Annotated in this window: 28 protein-coding genes; 12 read left to right on the plus strand and 16 right to left on the minus strand. The window is 62.4% G+C overall.

All coding sequences use genetic code 11. The features are described 5' to 3' along the window. Positions 1-45: 45 nt before the first annotated feature. From ACE4RL_RS04060 to rpsP, 4 genes are all read left to right on the plus strand, one after another. A complete protein-coding gene (locus tag ACE4RL_RS04060; protein WP_375599248.1) occupies positions 46-1,005 on the plus strand; it encodes a hypothetical protein in 960 nt (319 codons plus the stop codon). Next, a complete protein-coding gene (locus ACE4RL_RS04065; protein ID WP_375599249.1) occupies positions 1,002-2,204 on the plus strand; it encodes a GNAT family N-acetyltransferase in 1,203 nt (400 codons plus the stop codon). Before ACE4RL_RS04060 ends, ACE4RL_RS04065 begins: the two co-directional genes overlap by 4 nt. A gap of 216 nt (positions 2,205-2,420) precedes the next feature. Further along, positions 2,421-4,004 (plus strand): signal recognition particle protein, encoded by a 1,584-nt coding sequence (gene ffh / locus ACE4RL_RS04070; protein ID WP_375599250.1) that lies wholly within the window; start codon positions 2,421-2,423, stop codon positions 4,002-4,004. A gap of 39 nt (positions 4,005-4,043) precedes the next feature. Continuing rightward, positions 4,044-4,421, plus strand: coding sequence for a 30S ribosomal protein S16 (rpsP, locus tag ACE4RL_RS04075; protein WP_375599251.1), 378 nt, complete (start codon positions 4,044-4,046; stop codon positions 4,419-4,421). A gap of 150 nt (positions 4,422-4,571) precedes the next feature. Here the strand turns inward: rpsP and leuB are convergent, their stop codons facing one another. From leuB to ACE4RL_RS04110, 7 genes are all read right to left on the minus strand, one after another. Further along, positions 4,572-5,672 carry a 3-isopropylmalate dehydrogenase gene (leuB, locus tag ACE4RL_RS04080; protein ID WP_375599252.1) on the minus strand — a complete coding sequence of 367 codons (1,101 nt, stop codon included), beginning with the start codon at positions 5,670-5,672 and terminating at the stop codon, positions 4,572-4,574. Positions 5,673-5,759: 87 nt separating this feature from the next. Further along, entirely contained in the window at positions 5,760-6,398 is a 639-nt protein-coding gene (locus ACE4RL_RS04085; protein WP_375599253.1) for a lysostaphin resistance A-like protein, read from the minus strand. A 14-nt stretch (positions 6,399-6,412) separates the two neighbouring features. Next, on the minus strand, positions 6,413-6,808 hold the full coding sequence (locus tag ACE4RL_RS04090; protein WP_375599254.1) for a RidA family protein: 396 nt from the start codon (positions 6,806-6,808) through the stop codon (positions 6,413-6,415). A gap of 6 nt (positions 6,809-6,814) precedes the next feature. Then, positions 6,815-7,243: a GNAT family N-acetyltransferase gene (locus tag ACE4RL_RS04095; RefSeq protein WP_375599255.1), complete on the minus strand. Its 429-nt coding sequence runs from the start codon at positions 7,241-7,243 to the stop codon at positions 6,815-6,817. A 7-nt stretch (positions 7,244-7,250) separates the two neighbouring features. Then, complete coding sequence (leuD, locus tag ACE4RL_RS04100; protein ID WP_375599256.1) at positions 7,251-7,856, minus strand: 3-isopropylmalate dehydratase small subunit; 606 nt, start codon at positions 7,854-7,856, stop codon at positions 7,251-7,253. Positions 7,857-9,272: 1,416 nt separating this feature from the next. Then, positions 9,273-10,226, minus strand: a complete 954-nt coding sequence (gene argC, locus ACE4RL_RS04105; RefSeq protein WP_375599257.1) for an N-acetyl-gamma-glutamyl-phosphate reductase — start codon at positions 10,224-10,226, stop codon at positions 9,273-9,275. A gap of 52 nt (positions 10,227-10,278) precedes the next feature. Beyond that, positions 10,279-10,743: an SRPBCC domain-containing protein gene (locus ACE4RL_RS04110; protein ID WP_375599258.1), complete on the minus strand. Its 465-nt coding sequence runs from the start codon at positions 10,741-10,743 to the stop codon at positions 10,279-10,281. Positions 10,744-10,879: 136 nt separating this feature from the next. Here ACE4RL_RS04110 and deoD point away from each other — a divergent pair, with 136 nt between their 5' ends. From deoD to ACE4RL_RS04135, 5 genes are all read left to right on the plus strand, one after another. Then, positions 10,880-11,593, plus strand: coding sequence for a purine-nucleoside phosphorylase (gene deoD, locus ACE4RL_RS04115; protein WP_375599259.1), 714 nt, complete (start codon positions 10,880-10,882; stop codon positions 11,591-11,593). Beyond that, positions 11,593-12,228: a hypothetical protein gene (locus ACE4RL_RS04120; RefSeq protein WP_375599260.1), complete on the plus strand. Its 636-nt coding sequence runs from the start codon at positions 11,593-11,595 to the stop codon at positions 12,226-12,228. The genes deoD and ACE4RL_RS04120 overlap by 1 nt, the downstream gene beginning before the upstream one ends. Before the next feature lie 174 nt (positions 12,229-12,402). Further along, complete coding sequence (locus tag ACE4RL_RS04125) at positions 12,403-12,993, plus strand: DNA-3-methyladenine glycosylase family protein (RefSeq protein WP_375599261.1); 591 nt, start codon at positions 12,403-12,405, stop codon at positions 12,991-12,993. Then, positions 12,990-13,649 carry an alpha/beta hydrolase gene (locus ACE4RL_RS04130; RefSeq protein ID WP_375599262.1) on the plus strand — a complete coding sequence of 220 codons (660 nt, stop codon included), beginning with the start codon at positions 12,990-12,992 and terminating at the stop codon, positions 13,647-13,649. Before ACE4RL_RS04125 ends, ACE4RL_RS04130 begins: the two co-directional genes overlap by 4 nt. An 89-nt stretch (positions 13,650-13,738) precedes the next feature. After that, positions 13,739-14,296, plus strand: coding sequence for an HNH endonuclease (locus ACE4RL_RS04135; protein WP_375599263.1), 558 nt, complete (start codon positions 13,739-13,741; stop codon positions 14,294-14,296). A 3-nt stretch (positions 14,297-14,299) separates the two neighbouring features. Here ACE4RL_RS04135 and ACE4RL_RS04140 read toward each other — a convergent pair whose 3' ends face one another. Together ACE4RL_RS04140 and ACE4RL_RS04145 are read right to left on the minus strand one after the other, a co-directional pair. After that, complete coding sequence (locus tag ACE4RL_RS04140) at positions 14,300-14,800, minus strand: disulfide bond formation protein B (protein WP_375599264.1); 501 nt, start codon at positions 14,798-14,800, stop codon at positions 14,300-14,302. Between the two features lie 82 nt (positions 14,801-14,882). Further along, a complete protein-coding gene (locus tag ACE4RL_RS04145) occupies positions 14,883-15,713 on the minus strand; it encodes a DUF72 domain-containing protein (RefSeq protein WP_375599265.1) in 831 nt (276 codons plus the stop codon). A 155-nt stretch (positions 15,714-15,868) separates the two neighbouring features. Between ACE4RL_RS04145 and ACE4RL_RS04150 the strand changes: the two genes are divergently transcribed. Continuing rightward, a complete protein-coding gene (locus ACE4RL_RS04150) occupies positions 15,869-16,681 on the plus strand; it encodes a thermonuclease family protein (protein WP_375599266.1) in 813 nt (270 codons plus the stop codon). An 8-nt stretch (positions 16,682-16,689) separates the two neighbouring features. Then, positions 16,690-18,156 carry a M48 family metalloprotease gene (locus ACE4RL_RS04155; RefSeq protein ID WP_375599267.1) on the plus strand — a complete coding sequence of 489 codons (1,467 nt, stop codon included), beginning with the start codon at positions 16,690-16,692 and terminating at the stop codon, positions 18,154-18,156. 27 nt (positions 18,157-18,183) lie between these two features. Here ACE4RL_RS04155 and ACE4RL_RS04160 read toward each other — a convergent pair whose 3' ends face one another. The 6 genes from ACE4RL_RS04160 to ACE4RL_RS04185 form a co-directional block, all read right to left on the minus strand. Beyond that, positions 18,184-18,372 (minus strand): Flp family type IVb pilin, encoded by a 189-nt coding sequence (locus tag ACE4RL_RS04160; RefSeq protein WP_375599268.1) that lies wholly within the window; start codon positions 18,370-18,372, stop codon positions 18,184-18,186. 42 nt (positions 18,373-18,414) lie between these two features. Then, the gene (gene mutT / locus ACE4RL_RS04165) at positions 18,415-18,822 is read right to left on the minus strand and encodes an 8-oxo-dGTP diphosphatase MutT (protein ID WP_375599269.1); all 408 of its coding nucleotides are present in this window, start codon (positions 18,820-18,822) and stop codon (positions 18,415-18,417) included. Further along, positions 18,819-19,568 carry a GNAT family N-acetyltransferase gene (locus tag ACE4RL_RS04170; protein ID WP_375599270.1) on the minus strand — a complete coding sequence of 250 codons (750 nt, stop codon included), beginning with the start codon at positions 19,566-19,568 and terminating at the stop codon, positions 18,819-18,821. Before ACE4RL_RS04170 ends, mutT begins: the two co-directional genes overlap by 4 nt. A 1-nt stretch (position 19,569) precedes the next feature. Beyond that, the gene (argJ, locus tag ACE4RL_RS04175) at positions 19,570-20,805 is read right to left on the minus strand and encodes a bifunctional glutamate N-acetyltransferase/amino-acid acetyltransferase ArgJ (RefSeq protein WP_375599271.1); all 1,236 of its coding nucleotides are present in this window, start codon (positions 20,803-20,805) and stop codon (positions 19,570-19,572) included. Between the two features lie 184 nt (positions 20,806-20,989). Continuing rightward, positions 20,990-22,981 carry a BCCT family transporter gene (locus ACE4RL_RS04180; protein ID WP_375599272.1) on the minus strand — a complete coding sequence of 664 codons (1,992 nt, stop codon included), beginning with the start codon at positions 22,979-22,981 and terminating at the stop codon, positions 20,990-20,992. A 104-nt stretch (positions 22,982-23,085) separates the two neighbouring features. After that, a complete protein-coding gene (locus ACE4RL_RS04185) occupies positions 23,086-23,316 on the minus strand; it encodes a hypothetical protein (protein WP_375599273.1) in 231 nt (76 codons plus the stop codon). Between the two features lie 100 nt (positions 23,317-23,416). Here ACE4RL_RS04185 and ACE4RL_RS04190 point away from each other — a divergent pair, with 100 nt between their 5' ends. Next, the gene (locus ACE4RL_RS04190) at positions 23,417-24,043 is read left to right on the plus strand and encodes a TetR/AcrR family transcriptional regulator (RefSeq protein ID WP_375599274.1); all 627 of its coding nucleotides are present in this window, start codon (positions 23,417-23,419) and stop codon (positions 24,041-24,043) included. Between the two features lie 74 nt (positions 24,044-24,117). On the opposite strand, the gene ACE4RL_RS04195 is transcribed toward ACE4RL_RS04190, so the two are convergent. After that, entirely contained in the window at positions 24,118-25,029 is a 912-nt protein-coding gene (locus ACE4RL_RS04195; protein ID WP_375599275.1) for a peptidylprolyl isomerase, read from the minus strand. Positions 25,030-25,369: the final 340 nt, after the last annotated feature.

Raw genomic sequence — 25,369 nt, forward strand, 5'->3', positions numbered from 1 at the left:
CAGCCAAAGATTTCATCATTGCCGCTTTTTGCGGGAGCCATGCCTATGAACATGCCGCTTATTTCCGACCAGATTATCACCGACTGGCAGCCGCACTACCCCAAGCTCTGGGGCAACCAGGCCCTGCGGCTGCAGCATCGCCTGGCCAGTTCGCCGCTATTTTCCGACGAGGCTCTGGCCGAGCTGATCGAAAAGAGCCCACGCGAAGCCTATCATGTCAACTATTCGCAAAAGACGCCGGGCAATCCGCCCAAAAGGCGCGAAGGCGAGATCAAGGGCCTGTCCGGCCGCGAGGTGATCGAGACGGTCCGCAACGGCAATATCTGGGTCAATCTGACGGCCCCGGCCCAGACCAATCCGGCCTATGGCGAACTACTCGACAGCCTCTATGCGGAGTTCGAAGAGCGCGTGCCCGGGTTCAGGAGCTATAAGCGGAACCTGACCATCCTGATCTCCTCGCCCAATGTGTCGGTGAAGTATCACTCGGACGTGCCGGGGCAGAGTTTGTGGCAGGTGCGCGGCACCAAGAAGGTCTATGTCTATCCCGCCCAGGCGCCGTTCATTTCCCAGCCGGCGCTGGAAAAACTGATCCTGGGGCAATTGCGCGAGACCGACATGCCGTTCGAACCCTGGTTCGACGATTTCGCCCAGGTCTACGATCTGGAAGCCGGGCAGATGCTGCACTGGCCGCTCAACGGGCCGCATCGTGTGGTTAATCATGGCATGCTCAATGTGAGCTTTACGACCGAGCACTGGACCGACGAACTGCGCAAGCACTACGCGGTTAACTACGCCAATGGCGTGCTGCGCAACAAGCTGGGGATGCAAAAGCTCAGCCAGCAAGTGACCGGCCTCTCCTACCTGACGAAGCTAGGCATTGCCGGAGCGGTGAAATTCTCGCCCCTCAATCCGCAGAAGAAGAAGGTCTATACGGTCGACTTCCAGGTCGATCCGGCAGCGCCCGAAGGCGTGCGGGACATCACGCCACATAGTTTCGAAAAATGAGTATTGCCGAAGCGCTGTCGGAACCCAGTGAGCGCCGCGTTCGGGGCGCCAAAACGGTCAGTCACGGGCTGAACGCTTCGGTGGTGCGCACTGCCGAGGGCGTGGATAGTCTGGCGCCACGCTGGCTGGCGCTGGAACGCACCAGCCGGGGCCCTGATCTGTTCCAGAGCCTGGGCTGGGCCAGGGCCGTGTTCGCGTTCGAAGCGGCGCGCGGAAACAGGCATTTCGATCCGGTCATTGCCACGCTCGAGGATGGCCGGCGGCTGGTGGGGATATTGCCGCTTGAGCGCATCCGCACCGGCGCCCGCACGCTGCTGGTGCCGCTGGGCCATGCCTTTGCCCAAATTTCAGATGTACTGATCGATACGGACACCGATGCGCAGGCGGCGGTGGGCAAATTGCTGCGGGCGGCGATAGTTGCGGCGCCCAGCGACGGGATCAGTCTGCTCAAGGTGCGCGACGGCTCCGCCCTGGCTCGCGGCATGCCGCACACCGCTATCCGCACAGGCACCGAGCAGGGGGCGCCCTATGTCGGACTGGATGAGTTTGACGATTTCGCCAGCTATTTTTCGACGATCCGGACCAAGACGCGCAAAAATATGCGCAATGCCCGCAACCGGCTGGAGCGTTCCGGACCAGTGCAATTCAGCAGCCTCGAGCGGCCGGCGGAGATCCTGGCCCTGATTGAGCGGACGCTGGATGGGCGGGCCGACCGGCTCAATGAGCAGGGGCTGACCTCACGTGCCTTCCGAGACAGTGGGTTCCGTGCGTTCTGCGCCGGTCTTGCCACATCACCCGATGTCCAGATACGCGCCTTTTCCACGCTGCATAATGGCCGTCCGTTGGCGGAACAGTGGGGGTTCGTGCATGGCGAGCGCTACTACGCCTATGTGGCAAGCCGGGATTTTTCCCATTCCGATGAAAGCCCGGGCAAGCTGCAGTTGAACGATATCATTCGTGCCTGCGCCGAAGAGGGCCTGAAAGGCTGCGACCTGGGTGTGCCGACCATGCCCTATAAATTGACCTTTGCCACCCAGACGATGACCGTACGGGATTATGCGCTGCCCACTTCGCCGCGCGGATGGCTGATGTTCCAGGCCTGGGACGTGCTCTTGAGACCGGCTCTGAAACGGGCCGTGCTCGCCCTGCCGGCGGGCCTGCGCGCAAGTCTGCTCCGGCTTGCCGGACATGGGCATTGAAATCGGCGCGCTTCCTTGACTCGTCCCGTGCTTTCCCATAAAGCCAGCGCGTTCATCAGGCTTTTGCTCCTGACCAGCTGACCGGGACCCCTTGAGGTATAAACCGATCCCGGAGGCCAACACCCGCCAGCGCGTTGCGCCCGCGGGTGGGTTTTGCATTTGGCCTTGTGGACCCTATCTCTTGCGGGATTGGCCTGCGAGCGAAAAGGACGAGCAATGTTTGAGAGCTTAAGCGACCGGCTTGGCAAGATTTTCGAGGGACTTCGTGGACGCGGCGCGCTGAACGCTGCCGATGTCGATGCGGCCATGCGCGAAATCCGCCGGGCGCTGATCGAGGCCGACGTTTCGCTCGAGGTGGTCCGTGCCTTTGTCGAGCAGGTGCGCGAACGCGCTGTGGGCGCTGAGGTTACCCGCTCGGTGACGCCGGGCCAGCAGGTGGTCAAGATCGTCAATGACGAGCTGGTCCAGGTGCTGGGTTCGGATGCCGTCACCATCGATCTCAATGCCCCTGCGCCCGTGACGCTGCTCATGGTGGGTCTGCAAGGTTCGGGCAAGACCACGACCACCGCCAAGATCGCCAAGCGATTGAAGGACAAGCAGCGCAAAAAGGTGCTGCTGGCCTCGCTGGACACGCGCCGCCCCGCCGCCATGGAGCAGTTGCGCGTGCTGGGCGAGCAGGTTGGCGTCGATACGCTGCCTATCGTTGTAAGCGAAACCCCGGTCGAGATCGCCCGCCGCGCGGAGCGCGAAGGCCGCCTTGGCGGCTATGACGTGCTCATCCTCGACACGGCTGGTCGCACCCATATCGATGAAGAACTGATGGCCGAAACGGTCTCCATCAAGGAGATCGCCAAGCCCCACGAAATCCTGCTCGTCGTCGATGCGCTGACCGGCCAGGACGCCATCAACGTTGCACGCAGCTTCGACGGACGCCTGGACGTTACCGGCATCGTGATGACCCGCGTCGATGGCGATGGGCGCGGTGGTGCGGCGCTCTCGATGCGCGCGGCCACCGGCAAGCCGATCAAGCTGATCGGTGTGGGTGAAAAGATGGATGCGCTGGAGGATTTCCATCCCTCCCGCATAGCCGACCGCATTCTGGGCATGGGCGACATCGTCTCGCTGGTCGAAAAGGCCGCCGAGCATGTGTCGGCCGAAGACGCCCAGAAGATGGCGAAGAAGCTCAAGAAGGGCGCCTTCGACTTCGAGGATCTGCGCAGCCAATTGCAGCAGATGAAGAAGATGGGCGGCATGGGCGGGCTGATGGGCATGCTGCCTGGTGCCGGCCAGCTCAAGAAAGCCATGGCGGGCGCCAATGTCGACGAAAAGGTTTTTGACCGGCAGATCGCCATCATCAATTCCATGACCAAGAAAGAGCGGGCCAATCCGGACCTGCTCAATGCTTCGCGTCGCAAGCGCATTGCTGCGGGTGCTGGCGTGGAAGTCTCGGAAATCAACAAGCTGGCCAAGCAGCACCGCCAAATGGCGGACATGATGAAGAAGGTTTCCAAGGGCGGCATGGGCTCGCTGGCCGGCATGTTCGGCGGCAAGATGGGTGGGATGATGGGCGGCATGCCCGATCTGTCCAAGATGGATCCCAAGCAGCTTGAAGCCATGGCGCGTCAGGCTGGTGTTGATCCCGAACAGCTCAAGGGCCTGCCTGCCGCCGATGTGCCGGCCCAGAAATCGCTGCCCAGCGACGTCAATGCGCTGCTCAAATCCTCCGGCGGACCAGCCTTGCCTGGTCTGGGCGGAGCGCCCCGTTTCCCTGGCCTGCCGGGCCTGGGCAAGAAGAAATAACCCGTTTTAGCAAACTAACGAACTGACAGGACTGACAAAATGGCACTCAAGCTTCGTCTCGCCCGTGGCGGCACCAAGAAGCGTCCCTTCTACCACATCGTGGTTGCGGATGTGCGCTCGCCGCGCGATGGTCGCTTCATTGAAAAGCTGGGCACCTATAATCCGCTGCTGGCCAAGGATTCTGAAAGCCGCGTCGTGCTGAACGCCGAGCGCGTGCAGCACTGGCTCTCGCATGGCGCGCTGCCGACCGACCGCGTGCTGCGTTTCCTCGACGCTGCCGGTATTTCCAAGCGCGCTGCTCGCAACAACCCGAACAAGGGTGTGCCCGGCGACAAGGCCAAGGAACGCGCTGAAGAACGCGCTGCCCGTGAAGCCGCCGCCAATGCTCCGGCAGAAGAAGCTGCTTCTGCCGAATAAAACCGGTTTGCCGGTTCGAAAACAGAATATCCCCGGTCGCGAGACCGGGGATATTTTTTGTTTGCCGTGATGGGTCCGCCATTCGCGCTTAGCGCTCATGGCCTTGCCGCCTCAACTCGCTCCATCGGAGCGAGTTGAGGCGGGACGAGGTCAAGCCTTCAGCTTTGCCAGGATCGCTGCGCCCATTTCCTCGGTGCCAACGGTCCTGCAGTTGTCCTGGGCGATGTCGCCGGTGCGCAGGCCGTCGCTGAGGACAGCCGAAATGGCGTTTTCGACCTGGGTGGCCAGTTCGATCATGTTGAACGAATAGCGCAGCGCCATGGCGAAGGACGCAATCATGGCGATCGGGTTGGCAATGCCCTGGCCGGCAATGTCGGGGGCCGAGCCGTGGACGGGCTCGTAAAAGGCCTTGCGCTTGCCGGTGGCCGGATCGGGGGCGCCGAGGCTGGCAGAGGGCAGCATGCCCAGCGAGCCGGTCAGCATGGCCGCGACGTCGGAGAGAATGTCGCCAAACAGATTGTCGGTGACCATGACGTCGAACTGTTTTGGCGTGCGGACGAGCTGCATGGCGGCGTTGTCGGCCAGGATATGGTGCAGCTCGACATCGGGATAGTCCGTGGCGACATTGCGGACCACTTCGTCCCAGAGCACGCCGGATTTCATGACGTTCTTCTTGTCGGCCGAATGAACCTTGCCGCCGCGGGTGCGGGCCAGGTCGAAGGCGACCCGGGCGATGCGGTCGATTTCATAGGTCTCATAGACCTGGGTATCAATGGCGCGCTTCTGCCCGTCGCCCAGATCGGTGATGGTCTTGGGTTCGCCGAAATAGACGCCGCCGGTCAGCTCGCGCACGATAAGAATATCGAGGCCTTCCACCAGTTCCTTCTTGAGCGAAGAGGCCGAGGCCAAGGCGGGATAGCAGATGGCGGGGCGCAGATTGGCAAATACTGCCAGTTCCTTGCGCAGGCGCAGAAGAGCGGCTTCCGGGCGGTGCTCATAGGGGACATTGTCCCATTTGGGGCCGCCCACGGCGCCGAAGACCACTGCATCAGCGGCCTTGGCCTTGGCGACATCCTCATCGGTGATCGCCACGCCGTGCTTGTCATAGGCAGCACCACCGGTGAGACCCGTGTCCGTCGAGAAATCGGTCAGACCCTCGGCATTGGTCCAGGCGATGAGCTTTTCCACCTCGACCATGATTTCGGTGCCGATGCCGTCGCCGGGCAGAAGAAAAAGGGAATGGGTGGCCATATTGGGAAAAGCTCCTCGCCGTACTGGTGGGTACACCTGAATTTGGTGCCGACATACAAGGTTTTCGGGCGCTTGCGCAAGGCGGCTTCAGGCAAATCCGTTCCGAGCGAAGAGCACCCAGAAGGCAAAGACGTTGGTGAGCATGTGCGCCAGGCTCACATAGAACACCGAACCAGTCCGCCAGGCGATCCAGGCCCAGAAAAGACCCAGGGCTGATGCCCCGCCGACAAGGGCCAATGCCCCGCCATCGAAGACAATATCATGGCTGAGAGCCAGGGGGATATGCCAGGCGGTGAAGAGGGCCCAGCCGAGCCAGAAGCCGAGACGCGGCTTGTCCCGAAACGTCCCCAGGAAACCACCGCGCCAGGCCATTTCCTCGAGCGGGCCGTTGATGGCGGCGATCAGCAGGGCGAGATACATGCTGCCCTGGGTGAGGATCGAGGTGTTGGGTACGAAATTGGCCAGCGCCACAATGCCAACCTGCACGAGCAAGAGCGGAATGATCCACCAGTCGCGCCAGCGCAGTTTCTCGGTGAAGAGCCGCCCGTCGCTGCCCTCCAGAGCATGCCAACCGATGACGGGCAGGCAGAAGAACAGCCAGTAGAAGGTCAGGGCGAACAGATAGCCATATTGCGGGTGCCAGGCAGTCAGCGCCGGTACGATGAAAAACAGCGCCCCGATCAGGAGCGCTGCATGAGAGGTGAGGACGATCTGTTTTCTGTTCATCGCCCGGGCCGGGATCAGACGTGGCTGGTGGCCGCGCCGAGGCGGGCGGTAACCTCGATCTCGATCTTCATGCCCTCTTCGATCATCTGCACAATGAGCATGGAAGCGGCGGGCCGGATATCCTTGAAGACCGGACCGACGGCGGCCACGACCTCGTCCACATAGGACCGGTCGCCGATGTAATAGACCACGCGCACGGTGTCCTTTATGGACGAGCCGGCTTCCTTGAGCGCCTTGTCGATAGTGGCTAGGGCATTCTTCGCCTGCTCGCCGACGCTCTCGGGCATTGTCATGGTGGCATAGTCATAGCCCGTGGTGCCGGACACATAGACCGTGTCTTCATGGCGCACGGCGCGGGAATAGCCGAAGGTGGATTCAAATGGAGAACCGGTGGAAACGCGCTGGACCATTGGGGATCAACTTAGGGTTTTGTGGAGATAGTGCCGGGTGAAACCGGGTGGGTAGTCTGTCAGAATGCCGAACTCGTCATAGCCGAGCTTCTTGTAGAAGCCGGGCGCCTGGAAGGAGAAGGTGTCGAGCCAGATGCCGGTGCAACCATTGTCCCGCGCCACCGCTTCGGCCTTGCCAATCAGTTCGGCGCCGAAACCACGCCCGCGCAGCGCCTCGGGAATATAGAGCAGTTCAACGAACATGCGGCTATAAGCGATGCGGGCGGTGAGGCCGCCCGCGGTCCGGTTGGTTTCCGGGTCGCGCAGGGCCAAGGCTATGAAGCGCGGCGGCGGGTACTTTCCCTCGGTCCGACTCTCATTGTAGGCGATCAGCCCTTCGAGGATGGCCGCGCGGGTTTCGGGCAGCGCTTCCGGTTCGAAGACGATCTCGACCATGGCAGGCCTAGAGCCAGGGGCGCTCGGCCGCCATCTTGCCCTCGAAGGCGGAGATGGAGAGATCGGATTTCAGCGTGCCGGCAATGTCGTCGAGGCCTTCGAGCAGGATCTGCTTGCGGGAAGGGTCGATGTCGAAATTGAGCGTGCCGCCGTCCGGGCCCTTGATCGTCTGGGCTTCGAGGTCGACTGTCAGCGTGGCATTGGAGCCGCGCTCGGCGTCATCGAGCAGGAGCTTGAGTTGCTCGGGCGTCACGACCAGCGGCAGGATGCCGTTCTTGAAGCAGTTGTTGTAGAAAATGTCGGCGAAGCTGGTGGAGATCACGCAGCGGATGCCGAAATCGAGCAGCGCCCAGGGGGCATGTTCGCGGCTGGAGCCACAACCGAAATTATCGCCGGCAATGATGATCTGCGCGTTGCGATAGGCGGGCTTGTTGAGCACGAATTCGGAGTTCTCCGAACCGTCCTCATTATAGCGCATCTCGGAAAACAGCGCGGTGCCGAGTCCGGTGCGTTTGATGGTTTTCAGATATTGCTTGGGGATGATCATGTCGGTGTCGATATTGATGATCGGCAGGGGTGCCGCGACACCGGTCAGGGTGGTGAATTTATCCATGGGGCTGCTGGACCTCGCTGTTGACCACGGTCATTGCGCGAAAGCGGGGTTTCGGTCAAGCCTGAACCGTACCGAAGCGTACGGTTGACGCCAGCGCGCGAGCTATTCTGGTTCGTAATTTGTGCGTGAAGGCGCGCCGGCCGGCACTGTCGCCTCCGGTTTTGCATTGGACGTATCCCGAGGCGCGTGCGTCTCAGTAAAACTAAGTAATAGAGACGTCGCCGCCTCATGGGCCATGCGCGCGTAACGCTTATGGCCTTCTCCCTTCAAATCTCTCCGCCGGAGAGATTTGCCCTTCGGGACGGGTCGAAGGATACCGGGTTTCTCCTGCCGTCGTGGCCCCTATTGATCGCTCGTCGCAAGGTGGCCCGACTGGCAGGCGAGCCCTGGCGCGAATCCAGTCTCACCGGCTCCTCCCGCAACTGTTCGCTGCAGTCCGCCCATCGCGGGAGAGATGGGTGGGAGGATAAGGGGGTTTTTGGGTGCGGGGATATCTTTTTGGCGGTGGCAGCAACCGACCCAATTGGGGTCAACATGGCTATCGAAGCACATGCCTGAAACAAGCCACGGCCACGACCTCACCTACCAGTTGTCACCCCGGCAAAAGCCGGGACCCATCTTGGGTGATACCAAGTTTGCCGCGTGAGTGTGGTGTCCGCCATGCCATCTCAGGATGGGCCCCGGGTCAAGCCCGGGGTGACAGTCTGTGGGCGGACAGAACGGGGCAAACCGATAGTCAGTTGCCGGCTCCATATCTGCCATCGCCAGCTCAGTGTCTAACAACCAAAGCGGCCGTTAGCGTCGGGTTAAAACCGTCTTGAAGCCAACTAGGTGACGATATCGCTCCCGCGATTGTAGCCCCTCCAGTGCCTCGATGGCGGGAGCCCCGATCTGACGAGACAAGTGAAGGACTAGGCCATTACCGATAAGGAGACCCACATGTGCGCCGTAGCTATCAGGCCGATTGTGGACGAGAACAAGATCGAACGGCGCTGCGCTGGTGGCAATCTGGGTATGCAAACGGTCCTCCCACAGGTCGCTGGAGCGGAAGTCGGGGATGATAAATCCGAAATGACGCAGGACGGTGTAGGCGTATTGCTGACAGTTGGCGCCTCCATCTACCCCACGGACAGTAGGTGCCCCTGGGAAATGGTCCGCGTTGTATCGTACATCCCAGAATTCCTCAGGGATTGGTATGGGAGAGTCTCTGAAGTCCATGCGATCTTCGAACATTGCTGCCCTTCACTGGAGAATGCGCAACTTCGCCGGCTTACAGGATCTTCCGACCAAAACCAGCCCGGCAGGAAACCATCCCAAATCGACCATTGGCCTAAATAGGCACCGGCTCAGGGCCCGAGTGTGACGGTCGCTGCTAATAGCGACCGGATCGCGTATGCGGACCGGCTGCTCCCTGGATCAGGCCGCCAGGCTTTCCCGTGCGCCGACGCCGAGCATGATGTTGAGGTTCTGGACGGCCGCGCCAGAGGCGCCTTTGCCCAGATTGTCATAGACCGCGCAGATCGTGGCCTGATTGAGTGCGTCATTGGCAAAGACGTGCAGGGTGAGCGTATTGGTGCCGTTATGGGCCTGCGGATCGAGCGCTGCGGTCTTGCCAAGGCTTGGGTCGTAGGGCGCCACCTGGACGAAGCTGTCGGGGATGGCGGCGTAATAGTCGCTCAGGGCCGCGTGAAGATCCTTGCCGGTGGGAATTTCGGCCGACATGTCGGTGTGGATGGGCAGTGATGTCGACATGCCTTGCGCGAAATTTCCGACGACCGGTTCGAACAAAGGTGCGCGGCCGAGCTTGGCGTAGTGCGCCATTTCGGGCAGGTGCTTGTGCTGGAAGGTCAGCGCATAGGGCATGTACTGGCTGGCGCTGGCGCCCTGGGCCTCATAATCCTCGATCATCTGCCTGCCGCCGCCGGAATAGCCCGAGACGCCGTGATAGGTGAGCGGAAAATCGGCAGGCAGCAGCCGCGCCTCGATCAGCGGGCGGGCAGCGGCAATCAGGCCCTGCGGCCAGCAGCCGGGATTGGCGACATAGCGTGCCTTGGCAATTTCGTCGGTCTGGTCGGGGGCCATTTCGGCAAAGCCATAGGCCCAGCCCTCGGCCACGCGATGGGCGGTCGAGGCGTCGATGACGCGGGTGGTGTCGTTCTCGATCAGGGCAACGCTTTCCCTGGCCGCGTCGTCGGGCAGGCAGAGGATGGCGATGTCCGCCGTATTGAGCAGGCGCTTGCGCTCTTCGAGGTCCTTGCGCTTGTCATGGGCGATGGAGATGACTTCGAGGTCGCGCCGGCTCGCCAGACGCTCGCGGATCTGCAGGCCGGTGGTGCCGGCTTCGCCATCGATGAAGATTTTTGCGACCATCGTCATGCCTCCAGTTGCGACGGGGAGTACATGAGGCCGCATGCAGCCTGCGTCAAGTTTTCTGGGCCAGGATGGCGTCGATCGCCTCAAGCATGTGTCGCCAGCCGCGTTCGGTCTGGGGCAGCGCCCCGGCCTGCGACTGGTCCAGATCATCATAGAGGGTGACGATGCTGCCGGGGCCTTCCGGTTCGGGCTCGATGATGATGGTGATAATTGCCGGATCGTTCTTTTCGGCGATGTCGGTGATATGGGTTTGCCGGATGCGCGTGGGGCGGTCGAGGGCGAGGAAAGTGCCCCAGTTTTGCAGCGTCCTGCCATCCTCAAGGGTTTCGATGGCAAAGCGGCCCTGGACCTGTGGATCATAACTGAAGGCGGTGATCTTGCCGTTGTCGCAGCGCTGCGAAAGCCAGGCTTCCTGCCAGCGCCGCACCTGTTCAGGCTCGACGAAAGCGTCAAAGACGCTTTCGGGGGGCGCGGCGAACCTATGGGTAACCTTGGCTTCGAGCTTGTGCTGCATGAAGGGCCAGTCCTTTGGGGTCAAAGAAACAATGCACGATGGCCGCAGGCGTTCCCAGCCGCTGGTTGTCAACTGCCAGGCAGGGTGGCAAAGATCGGGGTCAAGGACAGACACAGGACAAGAAAAGAGTGCGCCCATGACCACACCGCACAATCACGCCAAGCCGGACGACTATGCCGAAGCGGTGCTGCTGCCGGGCGATCCCTTGCGCGCAAAATGGATTGCCGAGACGTTTTTTGATGCGCCAAAACTGGTCAATTCGGTGCGCAATTGCCTTGGCTATACCGGCACATGGAAGGGCAAGCCGGTTTCCGTGCAGGCCAGCGGCATGGGCCAGCCATCGCTGGCAATCTATGTGCACGAGCTGATCAATATCTATGGCGTCAAGTCGCTCATTCGCGTGGGCACCTGCGGGGGGCTTAATGCAAAGGTGAAGGTGCGCGACGTCATCCTGGCGCAGGGGGCTTCGACCGATAGCTCCATCGTCAAAGGGCGGTTCGGGGCATTCAATTTCGCGCCCATCGCCGATTTCGGGCTGTTGCGGTCGGCGGCGGACAAGGCCGACACCAAGGGGTTGCGCTATCACGCGGGCAACATGCTGTCCTCGGACATTTTCTATCACGCCGATGGCTTTGCCGGTTATGACAAGCTGCCCGAGCATGGGGTGATTGGCGTCGAGATGGAGGCGGCGGCGCTCTATACGCTGGCGGCGCGGTTCGGGGTCAAGGCGCTGACTATCTGCACCATGACCGATTGCCTGATCACGCATGAGGAAATCGACGCCGAAGCGCGCCAGACCTCATTGAAGGACATGGTCGAATTGGCGCTGGACGTGGCGGTGGACGGCTGATGGCCGAAGGGCGCAGCATTGCCGAGCGCTTGTCGGGGGCGATGGAGCGGCGCGACGAGGCACCCAATATTGCCCTGGCCGAAGAGATTGGGGCGTCAGGGGACAAGGCTGCGGTTGGCGAACTGGTGGAGCTGGTGCGTATTGGCACCGCGCGGCAGCGCAATGACGCGATGAAGGTGCTCTACGAGATCGGCGCGCGCAATCCGGACCTGATCGGGGGGTATTGCCCGGTGTTCCTAGAAGCGCTGGGCAGCCGCACCAACCGGCAGGTCTGGGGTGCCATGCAGGTGCTGGACAGTGTTGCCGAACTCCGCGCCGACGAGATCGCGGCGGAACTGCCCCGGATCATCGAAGCGGCGGATCGCGGCTCGGTCATCGCCAAGGATCGCTGTACCTCGCTGCTGACCAAGCTGGCGCGCTCGGGCTATGCGGAAAAGGCCGTGCCAATCCTGGTCGAGCGGCTGAAAACCGCCGCGCCCAACCAGTTTCCAACCTATGCCGAACAGACGGCGAGCGTGGTCAGGCCGGCTGAGAAGCCGGGATTGATTGAGACCATTCGCAAGCGGCTCGAAACGATTACCCAACGCGCCAAGCGCGAACGGATGGAAAAGCTGCTGCGCAAGCTCAACGGATAGGTGATCGGTTTCGGCGTGGGCGCGGTCAAAACCGGGTTGCTGCATGAACCGAACTGTCCATCTCTGCCAGTCACTTCACCGGACGTTTGAATGAAAGGCAGGATATTGGCGAGCTCGATTGCTTCCCCAACTATTGATACAGCCGAAGGTGTCGCCTGGCATCTCGATGCACTAATGGCGCGCGTCCCGGCGCTACGGCCAATGCGCGAAGCGGTGGGGGTGGTCATGCCGCGCGTCAATCCCAAGGGCTTTGCCGGCATGGCCAAGGTGATCTGCGGCCAGCAATTGTCCGTGGCGAGCGCGGCGGCGATCTGGGGACGCTATCAAGTCCTGCCGGGCGCGCTGGCACCGGAGAGTTATCTGGACCTGAGCGAAGAGGCGGTGCGGGCAACGGGTTTCTCGCGCGGAAAATATGTAGCCCTTCGGGTGGTGGCCGAAGCCATTGTGGAGGGCGGACTGGACCTCGCCCATATCGATACGCTGCCGGCGGAGGAGGCGAGTGCGCGCCTGGTGGCGCTCAAGGGAATCGGGCCCTGGACAGCCGAGGTCTATCTGTTGTTCTGCGCCGGCCATCCCGATATCTTTCCCGCCGGTGATCTGGCCCTGCTCAAGGCGGCGCATCACGGTCTTGGGCTTGACGCCCGGCCAACCATCAAGGAGATGATCGGGCTGGCGCAGCACTACGCGCCGCACCGTTCGGCGGCGGCGCTGTTGTTCTGGCGCTATTTTGCCGCGCTCAAGAACAGGGATTCGAGCCTTTTATGATCAAGCTTTCCGGCCCCATGCTTGCGCCCGCCCAGGGCGGAGCTCCCGACAGCGCAGTGGTGCTGCTGCATGGCTATGGTAGCGATGGCAATGACCTGATCGGGCTGGCGCCGCATTGGCAAAAGGTGCTGCCGGGGGCGATGTTCGTGGCGCCGCATGCACCGATCGGAACCGGAATGGGCGGCTTTCAGTGGTTTGCCATCGACTGGACCGGCGACCGGGTCGCCAGCCGGCAGTCCGGGGTGCTTACGGCTCGGCCGGTGGTGGAGGAATTCCTCACCGATCTGTGGACCCAGACCGGTATCGCGCCGGAGCGCACCCTTCTGGGCGGGTTCAGCCAGGGCGCCATGATGGCGCTGCATGTGGGCACGGCCTTGCCCAAGAGCCGGCAATTGATGGGAATCATCGGCTTTTCCGGCGCCTATCTGCAGCCCGAGGGCTTTGGCAATGGCACATTGGCGCAGCCGCCGGTGTGCCTGGTGCATGGGGACATGGATGACGTGGTCGATCCCAATCTCAGCGCCGAGGCCAATGCGGTGCTTAGTGAGGCTGGTTTTGATGTCAGCTATCATGTCAGCCGGGGCGTGGGGCACGGCATAGCCCCGGACGGCCTGGGCTTTGCGACCGATTTCATTACGAAGGTCAGTAAAAAATAAGCTTCGTGTTCCCGCTTCACACGCCCGACACAAAGGGCTTAGTATAAGAGGGCTATGGACTTACGCGATTCCCGCTTCGGGAGACTCAAGTGACTATCCATGTGTCGCCTGAGGCTTGTCCCGCCCTTGTACTGAACGCCGACTTCCGGCCGCTCAGCTACTATCCACTGTCATTGTGGTCCTGGCAGGACGCCATCAAGGCGGTGTGCCTGGATCGCGTGAATATCGTTTCCCACTACGACACGGTCATCCACTCGCCCAGCTTCGAAATGCGGCTGCCCAGTGTCGTGTCGCTGCGCGACTATATCAAGCCCGCGCGGCACCCGGCCTTTACCCGTTTCAATGTGTTCCTGCGTGATCGCTTCCAGTGTCAATATTGCGGTTCGACCCATGATCTGACTTTCGATCACGTCATTCCGCGCTCCAAGGGCGGGCTGACGACTTGGGAGAATGTCGTGGCGGCCTGCGCGCCGTGCAATCTGCGCAAGGCCAACCGGCTCCCGAGCGAGATCAAGATGTTCCCGCATCAGACGCCCTATGCCCCGAGTGTGCATGATCTGCACAATAATGGCCGGGCCTTCCCGCCCAACCATTTGCACCAGAGCTGGCTGGATTATCTTTACTGGGATATCGAGCTGGAGCCCTAGGCGTCAGGCCTTGTGGCGGCGAAACTGGAACACCAGCGCTGCCAACAGCAACCCAACGATTGCCGCAGAGATCAGCGCGTTGTAGCCGGCCAGCGAAATGCCCAGGAACCGGAACTGCACGACGTCGCAGCCGATGACTGGTTGCAGATCGTTGAGCATGTCCATCGAGAGGTCATCGCCGACGCCAGCGCAGGCGGTTGGCCCGGGCCAGAAGCCCCACTCCACACCGGAATGGAAGCCACCCATATAGGCGCCCCAGGCAAATAGCGCCGCCACAATGGCCATGGCGACATACCAGACAGGGAGTGGTAGGCGGTTCCAGAGGATGAGGACCAGTGCGAGCAGCGGCAGGCCCCAATAATAGGGCAGGCGCTGTTCAAGGCAGAGTTCGCAGGGTTGCAGGCCGCCGATGAATTGCGACCCCAGTGCTGCCAAAATGGTGACAAGGCCCAGCACAAAGGCCAGGCCCGTGGCAATCTTGTCGAGGGGGCGCGAAGATGTCATGGCAAAAACTCGGTGTGACGCTGTGTTGACTAGGCCATTAATGGGCGATCGTGGCCTTGGCCAGAGCCAAACGGGCTCGTGATCAATCGCCGGGACGGGAAATGCCGAGGGCCTGACGCAAAGCGATAGCATTGGCGGGGGCGTGCAGTTTGTCCTCGTGCACGAAATAGGCATAGACGTCCCGCCCGGCATCGCGCCATTGCCCCATGGTCGCTGCCCAATCGGCGATGTCCGCATCCGTATAGCCAGTGGCATCGGGGCGCGCAGGGCCCTGCAGGCGGCAATAGGCGAAATCGGCAGTCAGCTCACGCGCGGGACTTTCAGTGGTGTCGGCGACCACGCGGGCGATATTGTGCTGCTTGAAAAGCGCCACGGCCTCGGGCGCATCAAAGCTTGTGTGCCGCGGCTCAATGGCATGGCGGATGGTGCCGGTTCCGGTGGCATCGAGAAAGGCTTCGACCCTAGCCGGGTCCGCTTGGCTGGCCAGGGCCAGATAGCTGTCGGTGTCCTTGGGCAGTAGCGCCAGAAAATCGGCAAAACTCTGCAGATCGAAAGCCAGATTGGGCGGCAATTGCCAGACAAACGGGCCGAGCCGGCTGCCCAGCGCCAGTGGCCCGGAAGCGAAGAAATTGGCGAGCGGTTCGGCGCAATTCTTCAGGCGCTTGATATGGGTCACCAGTTGCGGACCCTTGATGGAAAACTGGAAGTCCTCGGGGGTCTCGCCAGCCCAGCGGGCGAAACTAGCCGGTTTCTGGTTGGCACGGAATGTAGCGTTGATCTCGATGCTGGTGAGGCGGCTGGCCGCATAGGCAAGCTCATTTTTCTGCACGAGGCCCTTGGGAAAGAAGGTGCCGCGCCATGGCGCGAAGACCCAACCTGCGGTGCCTGTTCTGATCGTCCCGGTCCCGTTCATGGAGCCCTCCCAGTGATGCAAACTTGTCGATGGAGACGCCGATTGGCAATGGGGTCGGCCCATTTGCTTGCCGGTTGGGGCGGAATGGCACGAAGTAATCTTTTTTTGCCGTATTTGGGTGCATGGTGAACGAAGCATTTCCAGGGGCCGTCCGCTTGCGCCGCACAACCATTGTTACCGTCACCGCCGCAATGCTGGGCGGGCTGGGCCCTGCCAGTGCGCAGGCCTGCGAGAATTTGCGTCTGGTTCCCGGTGGTATCGTCGCCCAGGTTACGGACGGGGATACGGTGGTGCTCGATTCGGGCCTGGTGGTGCGATTGATCGGCACCCAGGCTCCCAAGCTGCCTTTGGGGCGAGATGGCTTTCCGACATGGCCGCTGGCACCAGAGGCGAAATCGGTGCTCGAGGCGCTGGTGCTGAAGCGCTCCGTGCAACTGGGTTATGGCGGGGAAGAGATGGACCGCTATGAGCGGGCGCTGGCGCATCTGTTCCTGTCCGATGTGGCAGACGAGCCGGTCTGGGCCCAATTGCATATGGTCAGGGCAGGGCTGGCAAGGGTCTATTCCTTCCCGGACAACCGGCAATGCTTGGATCAACTCTTTGCGGCTGAGGCGCAGGCGAGAACCGAACGGCTTGGCATCTGGGCCGATCCCTATTACAGCGTGCGGGCGGCGGACAGACCGGCGGAACTGGCGGCACTTGCGGGCAATTACGAATTGGTGGAAGGCCGGGTGTTGCTGGCAGACCAAAGCGGCTCGCGGGTCTATCTCAATTTTGGCCGGATCTGGAAGGAAGACTTCACCGTCGTTATCGAGGCGCCGGCTCTCAGGCTGTTCGAAAAGGATGGCCTGGATCCGCTGACGCTGGACGGCGCGCTGGTCCGCATACGCGGATGGGTGGACAATCGGGATGGTCCACGCATCGAGGTCACCCATCCCGAGCAGATCGAGGTTCTGGCGAGGCGATGACCGCGCGAATGGATAGCAAGTTTCTGCGAGCCGGGATCCTGGCCGTCAGCCTTGTGGCATTGACGGCCTGTTCGTCGCTGGTCGGGGCAGGCGTCAATGTGGCGCGCACCGGTGACAATCCGGCGCCCACCGTTGTGCCCGAGGGCACGGACCCGGACGATTCTGTGCTGGGGCTGCGCGAGCACCCGCGCATCGTTTCGGCTTACGGCGGGGTCTATGAGGACCGGCAAGCCGAGATCATGGTGGCGCGCATCGTGGGGCGGCTGCTGGCCGCCGCCAACCAACCCAATGCCAAATACCAGGTCACCATTCTCGATACCTCCGAGGTCAATGCCTTCGCCCTGCCGGGGGGCTATATCTATGTGACACGCGGTATTCTGGCGCTGGCCTCCGACACCAGCGAATTGGCGGCGGTCCTGGCGCATGAGATTGCCCACGTGACCCTGCGCCACGCGCGGGCACGAACCGACCGGACGCGGCAGACGCAAATCGTTGACCGGGTCATCACCGGCATTTTCGGCGGCGATACCTCGACCGATGCCACCGCCAACCGGACCCGCGAACAGCTTGCCGCTTTCAGCCAGAACCAGGAGCTGGATGCCGACAAGGAAGGCATCAAGTTTGCCGGCAAGGCGGGTTATGACCCGCAGGCAGCGGCGCGCTTCCTGGGGGTGATGAGCCGGTTCGCTGCGTTTTCGGCGGGCGCTGCCAGCGGGAACGACGGGTTCTTGTCCTCGCATCCTTCCACCCCATCGCGCATCGAGACTGCCATGGCGACGGCGCGCTCGATGTTCGGTTCGACCGGCGTGGGAGAATCGGATCGCGAGGGCTATCTCTCGGCCATTACCGGGCTCAGCTTCGGCGACAGCCCGGCGCAGGGCTCGATTGTGGGGCAGCGCTTCATTCATCCGGCCAACAAGTTCACGTTCACCGTGCCGCCGGGCTACAGCCTGCAGACCTCGCAAAGCGCGGTCGTCGGCGTGGCGGGGGATGGTGAGGCGGTGCGCTTTGACAGCGCGCAGGTACAACCGAGCATGTCGCTGGCCGACTATCTCAAGTCGGGCTGGATTGCCGGGCTCAAGGCCGACACCGTGACCGCCAGCCAGCACAATGGCATCGAGATGGCGTCGGGGCTGGCGCAGACCGATCAGTGGTTCTTCCGCGTGGCGGTGATGCGGCTTGATGGTGAGGTTTATCGCTTCATCTTCGCCGCCAAGAGCGACAGCCAGCGCTTTGCCCAGGGGGCGCAGGCGACGTTGGAGAGCTTCCGGCGCACCAACGCGTCCGATCTCAGAGAAATCCGGCGGCTGGAGATCAAGCTGGTCACCGCGCGGGCCGGCGACACGGCGGATCGCCTGGCCCAGCAGATGGCCGACATCGCCAATGCCCGAGAGCTGTTCTACATCATCAACGATCTCTATCCCGGCGACCCGCTGGTGCCGGGGCAGCGCTACAAGGTGGTGGCGCGACCCTAGATGCTGGCCGAGGCTATTTTTTCGGGGTCACATCGAGTTGGCTGCGGCGCCCAGCGTGTCGATGGCGGGGGAATTGAACAATTGGGCCAAGGATTCGCCGAACACGGTGAAGGTGGCGAGCAGTGCGCATCCGATCAGCGTGCCGAGCAGGGCATATTCCATGCCCGTGGCTCCACTGTCATCGACGGCGAAACGCTGCAGAATCTGGTTCAGCATGTCTGCTCCCTGGCGGCGGGGTAGCCTTCTGGCGGCCCGCGGTTAGAGGAGATCGCAGAGGGCTGCGATCAGGGGTTCGTCAGCCGGCGGCATGGGATAGTCGCGCAGGGCCTGCGGGCGGACCCATTTGAGGGCCTTGTGTTCGCGTGTCTGCGGTGTCCCCTGCCATTTACGGCAGACATAAAGTGGCATCAGAAGGTGAACGCTCTCGTAAGAATGGCTGGCAAATGAGAGTGGGGCGAGGCAGGCCTCTTTCGTCTCGATCTCCAGTTCCTCGGCCAGTTCGCGGATCAGCGCGGCTTCCGGCGTTTCGCCCGGCTCTACCTTGCCGCCGGGGAATTCCCACAGGCCTGCCATGGACTTGCCCTCGGGGCGCTGCGCAATCAGCACCCGGCGGTCGGCATCCACCAGGGCACAGGCGACCACGAGCAGCAGGGGTTTGTCGGTCAATTAGGCTCTCCGGGAATGCGATAAGAGTAGTCGTACTGATGGGTGTAGCCCAGGGATGCGTAAAGTGCTTTGCCGGCGGTATTGTCGGCCTGGACGTTGAGAGCGGCGATAGTGGCGCCATTGTCGAAGGCCCAGGCGAGGCCGGTCTGCATCATCGCCGCGCCCAGGCCCTGGCGGCGGCGTGCCGGGTCGGTGACGACATTGCCAGTGACGACAATGCCATCGGCGATTGCCATCAGGCCGGTTGCGACAATGGTGCCCTCGCGTGCGACGACAACGCCGCAGGCAGGCACGGCCATGCTGGCGAGCAAAGCCTGGAGCTTGCGCGTCCGGGCCGGGTCATAGTGCTGCAGGTTCTGCTGAGCGGCGATGAAGACCGGGTCGCTCAGGCTCAGTATATGCCCGCCCGGATCAGCGCGGTGGGCCCTGAGCGGCATAGCGTAGAGGTGGCTGCGGTCTGTGATTTGCCAGTTGGCCGCGTCCAGAGCCGCGGTCAGTGCTGGGCTTTCGAGCGGCGTGGTCCGCACGACTGCAGGCAGGCCGCACTGGTCGAACCATGCTACCGCCTGGGCCAGCCGGGTTCCGGCTTCGGCGCTGTCTGCCGGATCGAAGCACTGCAGGGAATTGGCGCGCTTGGTGTAGCCATTGGCGGCGCGGCGCACCCAGGCGCCGTCCCATTCGACCTCGATCCCCGGCCAGGCCCGGAGGCCGGCGCGCTCAAAGGCTTCAACCGAAGGGAGGGTCACGTCAGCTCCGGTAGTCGCCATTGATGGTGATGTAGCCGTGGGTCAGGTCGCAGGTATAGACCGTGGCCTTGCCCTCGCCGAGGCCGAGGGACACGGTCAGTTCGAGCTCCTCGCCCTTCATATAGGCGCTGGTGGCGGCCTCGTCGTAACCCGTGGCGCGTTCGCCATTTCGGGCCACCACCAGGTCGCCGAAGCGGATAGCGAGCTTGTCGCGGTCGGCGGGCTCGCCAGCCTTGCCCACGGCCATGACGACCCGGCCCCAATTGGCGTCCTCGCCGGCAATGGCGGTCTTGACCAGGGGGCTATCGGCAATGGCCTTGGCGATGCGGAAGGCGCTGTCGTCCGATACAGCGCCTTCGACATGGACCGCGACCTGCTTGGTGGCGCCTTCGCCATCGCGCACGACGTGGATGGCCAGTTCGAACAGGACATCGGACAGGGCCTGGCCAAAAATCTCGGCGCGCGGGTCATCGAGACTCCGGATCGGTTCGACGGCGGCCTTGCCGGTCGCGAAAGCCAGCAGCGTGTCGGAGGTCGAGGTGTCGCTGTCCACGGTGATGGCATTGAAGCTGGTCTGATTGTGCTTGGCCAGCAGGGCCTGCAGCACATCGGCGGCAATGGGCATGTCGGTGACCACGAAACTGAGCATAGTGGCCATGTCCGGCGCGATCATGCCCGAGCCCTTGGCGATGCCGTTGATCTTGACCTCGACCCCATCGATGTCGAGCACGGCGCCGGAAAGCTTGGGGTAGGTGTCGGTGGTCATGATCGCCTTGGCCGGGTCGATCCAGGGCGTGGCATCCAGGCGGGTGGCGGTTTCGTCCAGTACACCGGCAAATTTGGATGCATCGAGCGGCTCGCCGATGACGCCGGTAGAGGCCAGGAAGATCTCCGCAGTGGAACAACCGAGCGCCTTGGCGGCGATCTCGGCCGTCTGCTGCACGGATTCCTTGCCCTTGACCCCGGTAAAGGCGTTGGCATTGCCGGAGTTGACGACGAGACCCCGCGCCTTGCCGCCGGGCAGGTTGGCCCGGCACCAGTCGACGGCGGCTGAAGAGCATTTCGAGCGGGTAAGGACCCCGGCAGCGACAGTGCCTTCATCAAAGGCCATCAGCAGCACATCGGTACGGTTCTTGTACTTGATCCCGGCCTCGGCCGTGGCAAAGCGCACGCCGTCAATGGCCGGCAGATCCGGATAGGATTTCGGGGCAAGCGGGGAAACCGGGTGGGTGGCCATGGACAGAACCTTGAGCGGGGCTATTAGCTGACAAGGGTGTGCCCCAAAGCTGCGGCAGGCGCAAGCTTCGGCCCGTGCCGCAGGCCGAAAGGCTCCGGCGGAGCCTTTCGAGGGGAGAAGGCCATGAGAGCTATGCTCTCATGGCGGCATCCCGTGCTGCAAATCCATGGTGTTTCAATGCCACTTATGTTCCGCTGGGGTGCTCGGGCGCGGCGTGCAGGATTTGCGACTCGGTCGAGTGGGTCAGGTGCAGATAGCGTTCGAACTGCACGAGGATGTCGGCAATGATCTGATCACGGTGCATGCCCATGATGTCGTAGCCACGACCACCGCTGGAGAAATAGGTGCGCGCCTCGTAGCGAAGGTCCGGCTTGCCAGCACCCAGAGGGGCCATGATGGGCATGGGCTGGCTGGCTAGACTGACGCCATAGACGAAGTCGCGCATGCCATCGGCGGGCGCGCGCAGGGCGATGGCGCCGCCGTCCTCGTCCATCACCTCGGCGGGGCGCCCCCCTTGGGTCAGTTCACTGGCAACCTGGGTCAAGGCTGGGCGCACTTCCTTTTCGAGGAACTGCTCGACATCACGTTGACCCGGCGCCCGCAGCATCAAGCCCAGACGCCTTTGCCACGTGACCCCGGAGGCCGGTTGGGCCGGTGCGAAGGAGGGCACCGCGCGGGTGTCCTGCTGGGCGAGATCGGCGCGCATGCCGACGAACAGGGCCCAGACCAGGGCCAGCATGACAAAGGTGAAGGGCAGGGCACTGGCAATGGTGGCCGATTGCAGGGCACCCAGGCCGCCGGCCAGGAGAAGCGAGGCGGCCACGACCCCTTCGAGCACGCACCAGAACACGCGCTGGCCGGTGGTGGTGGCGGTTTCCCCGCCTGCGGCAATGGAATCGACCACCAATGAGCCGGAGTCCGAAGAGGTGATGAAGAAGATGGCGACCAGAAGGATGGCCAGGGTCAAGGTAATCGCCGGGAAGGGCAGATAGGTGAAGAACTGGAACAGACCCACCGACACGTCGTTGGCAATGGCTGTACCCAGCTCACCAGCGGCCACGCCGGTATCGATGAAGATGCCGGTATTGCCGAATACGGTCATCCAGAAAAAGGTGAAGCCGGCCGGGATGAACAGCACGGCGGTGACGAATTCGCGCACGGTGCGGCCACGCGAGATCCGAGCAATGAACATGCCCACAAAGGGCGACCAGGAAATCCACCAGGCCCAGTAGAACAGGGTCCAGCCATCGACCCAGGGGGTGGGTTCATAGGCGTAGATATTGAAGGTGCGCAGCACCAGCGTATCGAGATAGAGCCCCAGGTTCTGCACGAAATCGCGGAAGAGTTCGGCGGTGGGACCGACAAAGAGCACGAAGAACATCAGCAGGATCGCGACGACCAGATTGGTCTCGGAGAGGATGCGCACGCCCTTGTCCAGCCCGGTGACGACTGAAACGGTAGCGAGCGCGGTGATGACGGCGATCAGCAGCAATTGCACCATGGGGTCGATCGGAACACCGAGCAGATAGTTCAGCCCTGCATTGATCTGGCTAACGCCCAGGCCCAGGGAAGTGGCGATGCCGAACATGGTGCCGACAATAGCGAAAATGTCGACGGCATGACCAATGGGGCCGTTGATGCGCTCCTTGAGTAGCGGATAGAGGCCAGAGCGGATGGTCAGCGGCAGATTGTAGCGGTAGCCGAAATAGGCCAGCGACAAACCGACCACGGCGTAGATGCCCCAGGCATGAATGCCCCAGTGAAAGAAGGTGACGCTCATGGCTTCGCGCATGGCTTCCACCGTGCGCGGCTCGGCGGTGGGCGGAGCCATGAAATGGGTCATGGGTTCGCCAACCGCGTAGAACATCAGGCCAATGCCCATGCCGGCCGCAAAAAGCATGGCGATCCATGAGGTAAACTTGAAATCTGGCGTGGAATCGTCGGGCCCCAGTTTGAGGCGCCCGTAGCGGCCCAGACAAAGCAGGAGGACGGCCACGAGAAAAATGCCGACGGCCAGCAAATAGAGCCAGCCGAAACTGGTGAGGATGGATGATTGCAGGGCGCTGAAAAAGGAACCGGCGCTGGCGGGAAAGATCACGCCAATGGCGAGGAAAATGGCGATGATTAATACCGATCCGAAAAAGACCGGCGGATTGATGACAAAGCTCTTGAACATGGCGCCCCCCTTTGGCCGTGAACAAGGAGTAAACCACAAACGCTCAACAAGTTCCAAGACGTGGGCGGGAGAGACGCTATGCCGCCGTCGCCAGCACTGCTGAACTAGGCCGTTGCTGCCTTGCGGCCGGCGATGAAGCCGGAAAAGCGCTTGTTGATAAAGGGCACGACCGCAAGGACAATGGTGGCCGACATCATCGGCACCAGGATCAGGCTGCGCTGCCAGATGTCCCAGCCATTGGTGAGGGGCATCAGCACATAGAGGTAAAGGGTCACCACGGGATAGACGGCCAAGGTCATCAGCAGGGTGAGGCGGAGACGGGCGGGGAGGGACATGGAAAAGCTCCAAACGAAACGGCACGTTCCGTTTTATATCGAAACGAGCCGTTTCGTTCAAGACTTTTCTGCAGGACTCTTTTGCGCCATATAGAATGGCATGAGCGCACAGGCCGACAGCCCGATGGACACTGAACAGACCGCGAGGCGGTCGATTGGCGCGCGGCGCAATCCGGCAAGCCAGGAGGCGATCCTGGATGCGGCGCAGGCCGTGTTGCAAGAGGGCGGGATCGCCGGGTTTTCCATTGAGGCGGTGGCGCGGCGCGCCCGGGCAGGCAAGCCGACCATCTATCGCTGGTGGCCGCACCGGACGGCCCTGATGCTCGACGTCTATAAGCGTTTCAAGAATGCGCGCAGTTTTCCCGATAGTGGGTCATTGCGCGAAGACATGATCAGCTTTCTGGGCGATCATCTGCTGGGCTTCTGGCGGGGCAGCCTGTGCGGCACAGTCTATCGCGCCGTGGTGGCCGAGGCGCAGACCGATCCAGAAGCGGCCAAGGTGCTCAAGGCCTATCAGGGCGAGCGCATGGCCCATTCAGTCCGCATGGTAGAGCGAGCCAAGGCGCGGGGCGAAGTGCCCCGAGAGACCGACGGCGAACTGGTCATCGACCTGATCGTCTCCTATGCCTGGCACCAATTGCTGCTGGGGCAGGTGGACGAAGCGATGGATAAGGTTCCGGCGGTGGTCGACACGATCCTTAAAGGCGTGCTCGGCTATCGGGGATAGTCCGGAGCGACCCACTGCGGCAAGGAAAAAGCCCGGCACGCTGGCCGGGCTTGGTCGTATCCGGGCGCTGGCGCTTACTGTCCTGCGGCGGCGTTTTCTGCGGCTTCCTGCGCGTCGAAACGGGCCTTGAGGTCTGCGTCCTCGATGGTGATGTCCACACCGGCCATGAGTTCGTCTACCTTTTCGGAGAAGGTGCGCATCAGAAGCTGGTTCTGGATCCGGGGGGCAACCTGTTCGAAGGCGGGGGGCTGGGACTGGCGCGTTTCCTCAAGACGGATGATGTGCCAGCCGAACTGGGACTGGACCGGGGTGGACACCGCGCCCTCTTCCAGGGCAAAGGCGGCCTCCTCAAAGGGCTGCACCATCATGCCACGGCCGAAAAAGCCCAGATCGCCACCATTGGCTGCGCCGGGATCGATCGAATTCTCTCGGGCGAGGGTGGCGAAATCGGCGCCGCCATCAAGCTCGGCCTTGAGCGTATTGGCTTCTTCCTCGGTCTCGACCAGAATATGGCTGGCGCGGATTTCGTCGACCGGCTCGAACTCTGAGACAAAGGCGTCATATTCGGCGCGGACGGCTTCCTCGGTTACCGAGGCAGCAATCGCCTCGGCAAAATAAGCGCGGCGCAGGGCGCGTTCTTCGAGATATTCGCGGCGCTGGGCGAAGATTTCGGTCTGGTCCATGCCGGCCTCGCGGGCGGCGGCGGACATAACCTTCATGTCAATCAGGATGCGCACGAGGAAGGCACGACGCTCCTCGGGCGGCATCTGCGAGAGCTCCTGGGCCATGTCTTCGGCGGCAAAGGCCAGGTCTCCCTCGGTGATGGTTTCCGCGCCGACGGTCGCGACGACTGTGGAGGGATCGACGGGGGCGGCCTCGGCGGCAGGGGCTGCGGCATCCTGCGCCAGCGTGCTGAGCGCGGGTGCGGCAGAAAGCAGGACGGCGAGGCTGGCGACGCGCAGCAGGCGCGAGCTGGAAGTGAGCATGGGGATCTCGTGTCTCCTTGGCGGGCCAGCAGGATTGCGCGTGGCCGGCGTGGTCAGATTTTCCGGCCTTCCGCTCGCATGGCAAGGGGGCCAAAATGTGCCGGGCAAGGCCACGGTCACTCAAGTGTCATCGCGAACCGCTACGCGCCCGCTTGGCGTAGGGGCGGGGAAGGTGTGGCCCATTTCCGATACGTTGACAAGCCTGACCCCCACTCTTACATCTCAGCCGCTTTTCATTGAGCATGGGACCGCCGCCAAGCGCCCGAAAAGCGAGGCTGGGACCATGCGCTTAATCCGCCAGAGGGAACCGAGAAGGATTCCCTGAATTGTGACGAGGCGA

It is taken from the genome of Devosia polycyclovorans, assembly GCF_042181575.1.
GTDB lineage: Bacteria > Pseudomonadota > Alphaproteobacteria > Rhizobiales > Devosiaceae > Devosia > Devosia polycyclovorans.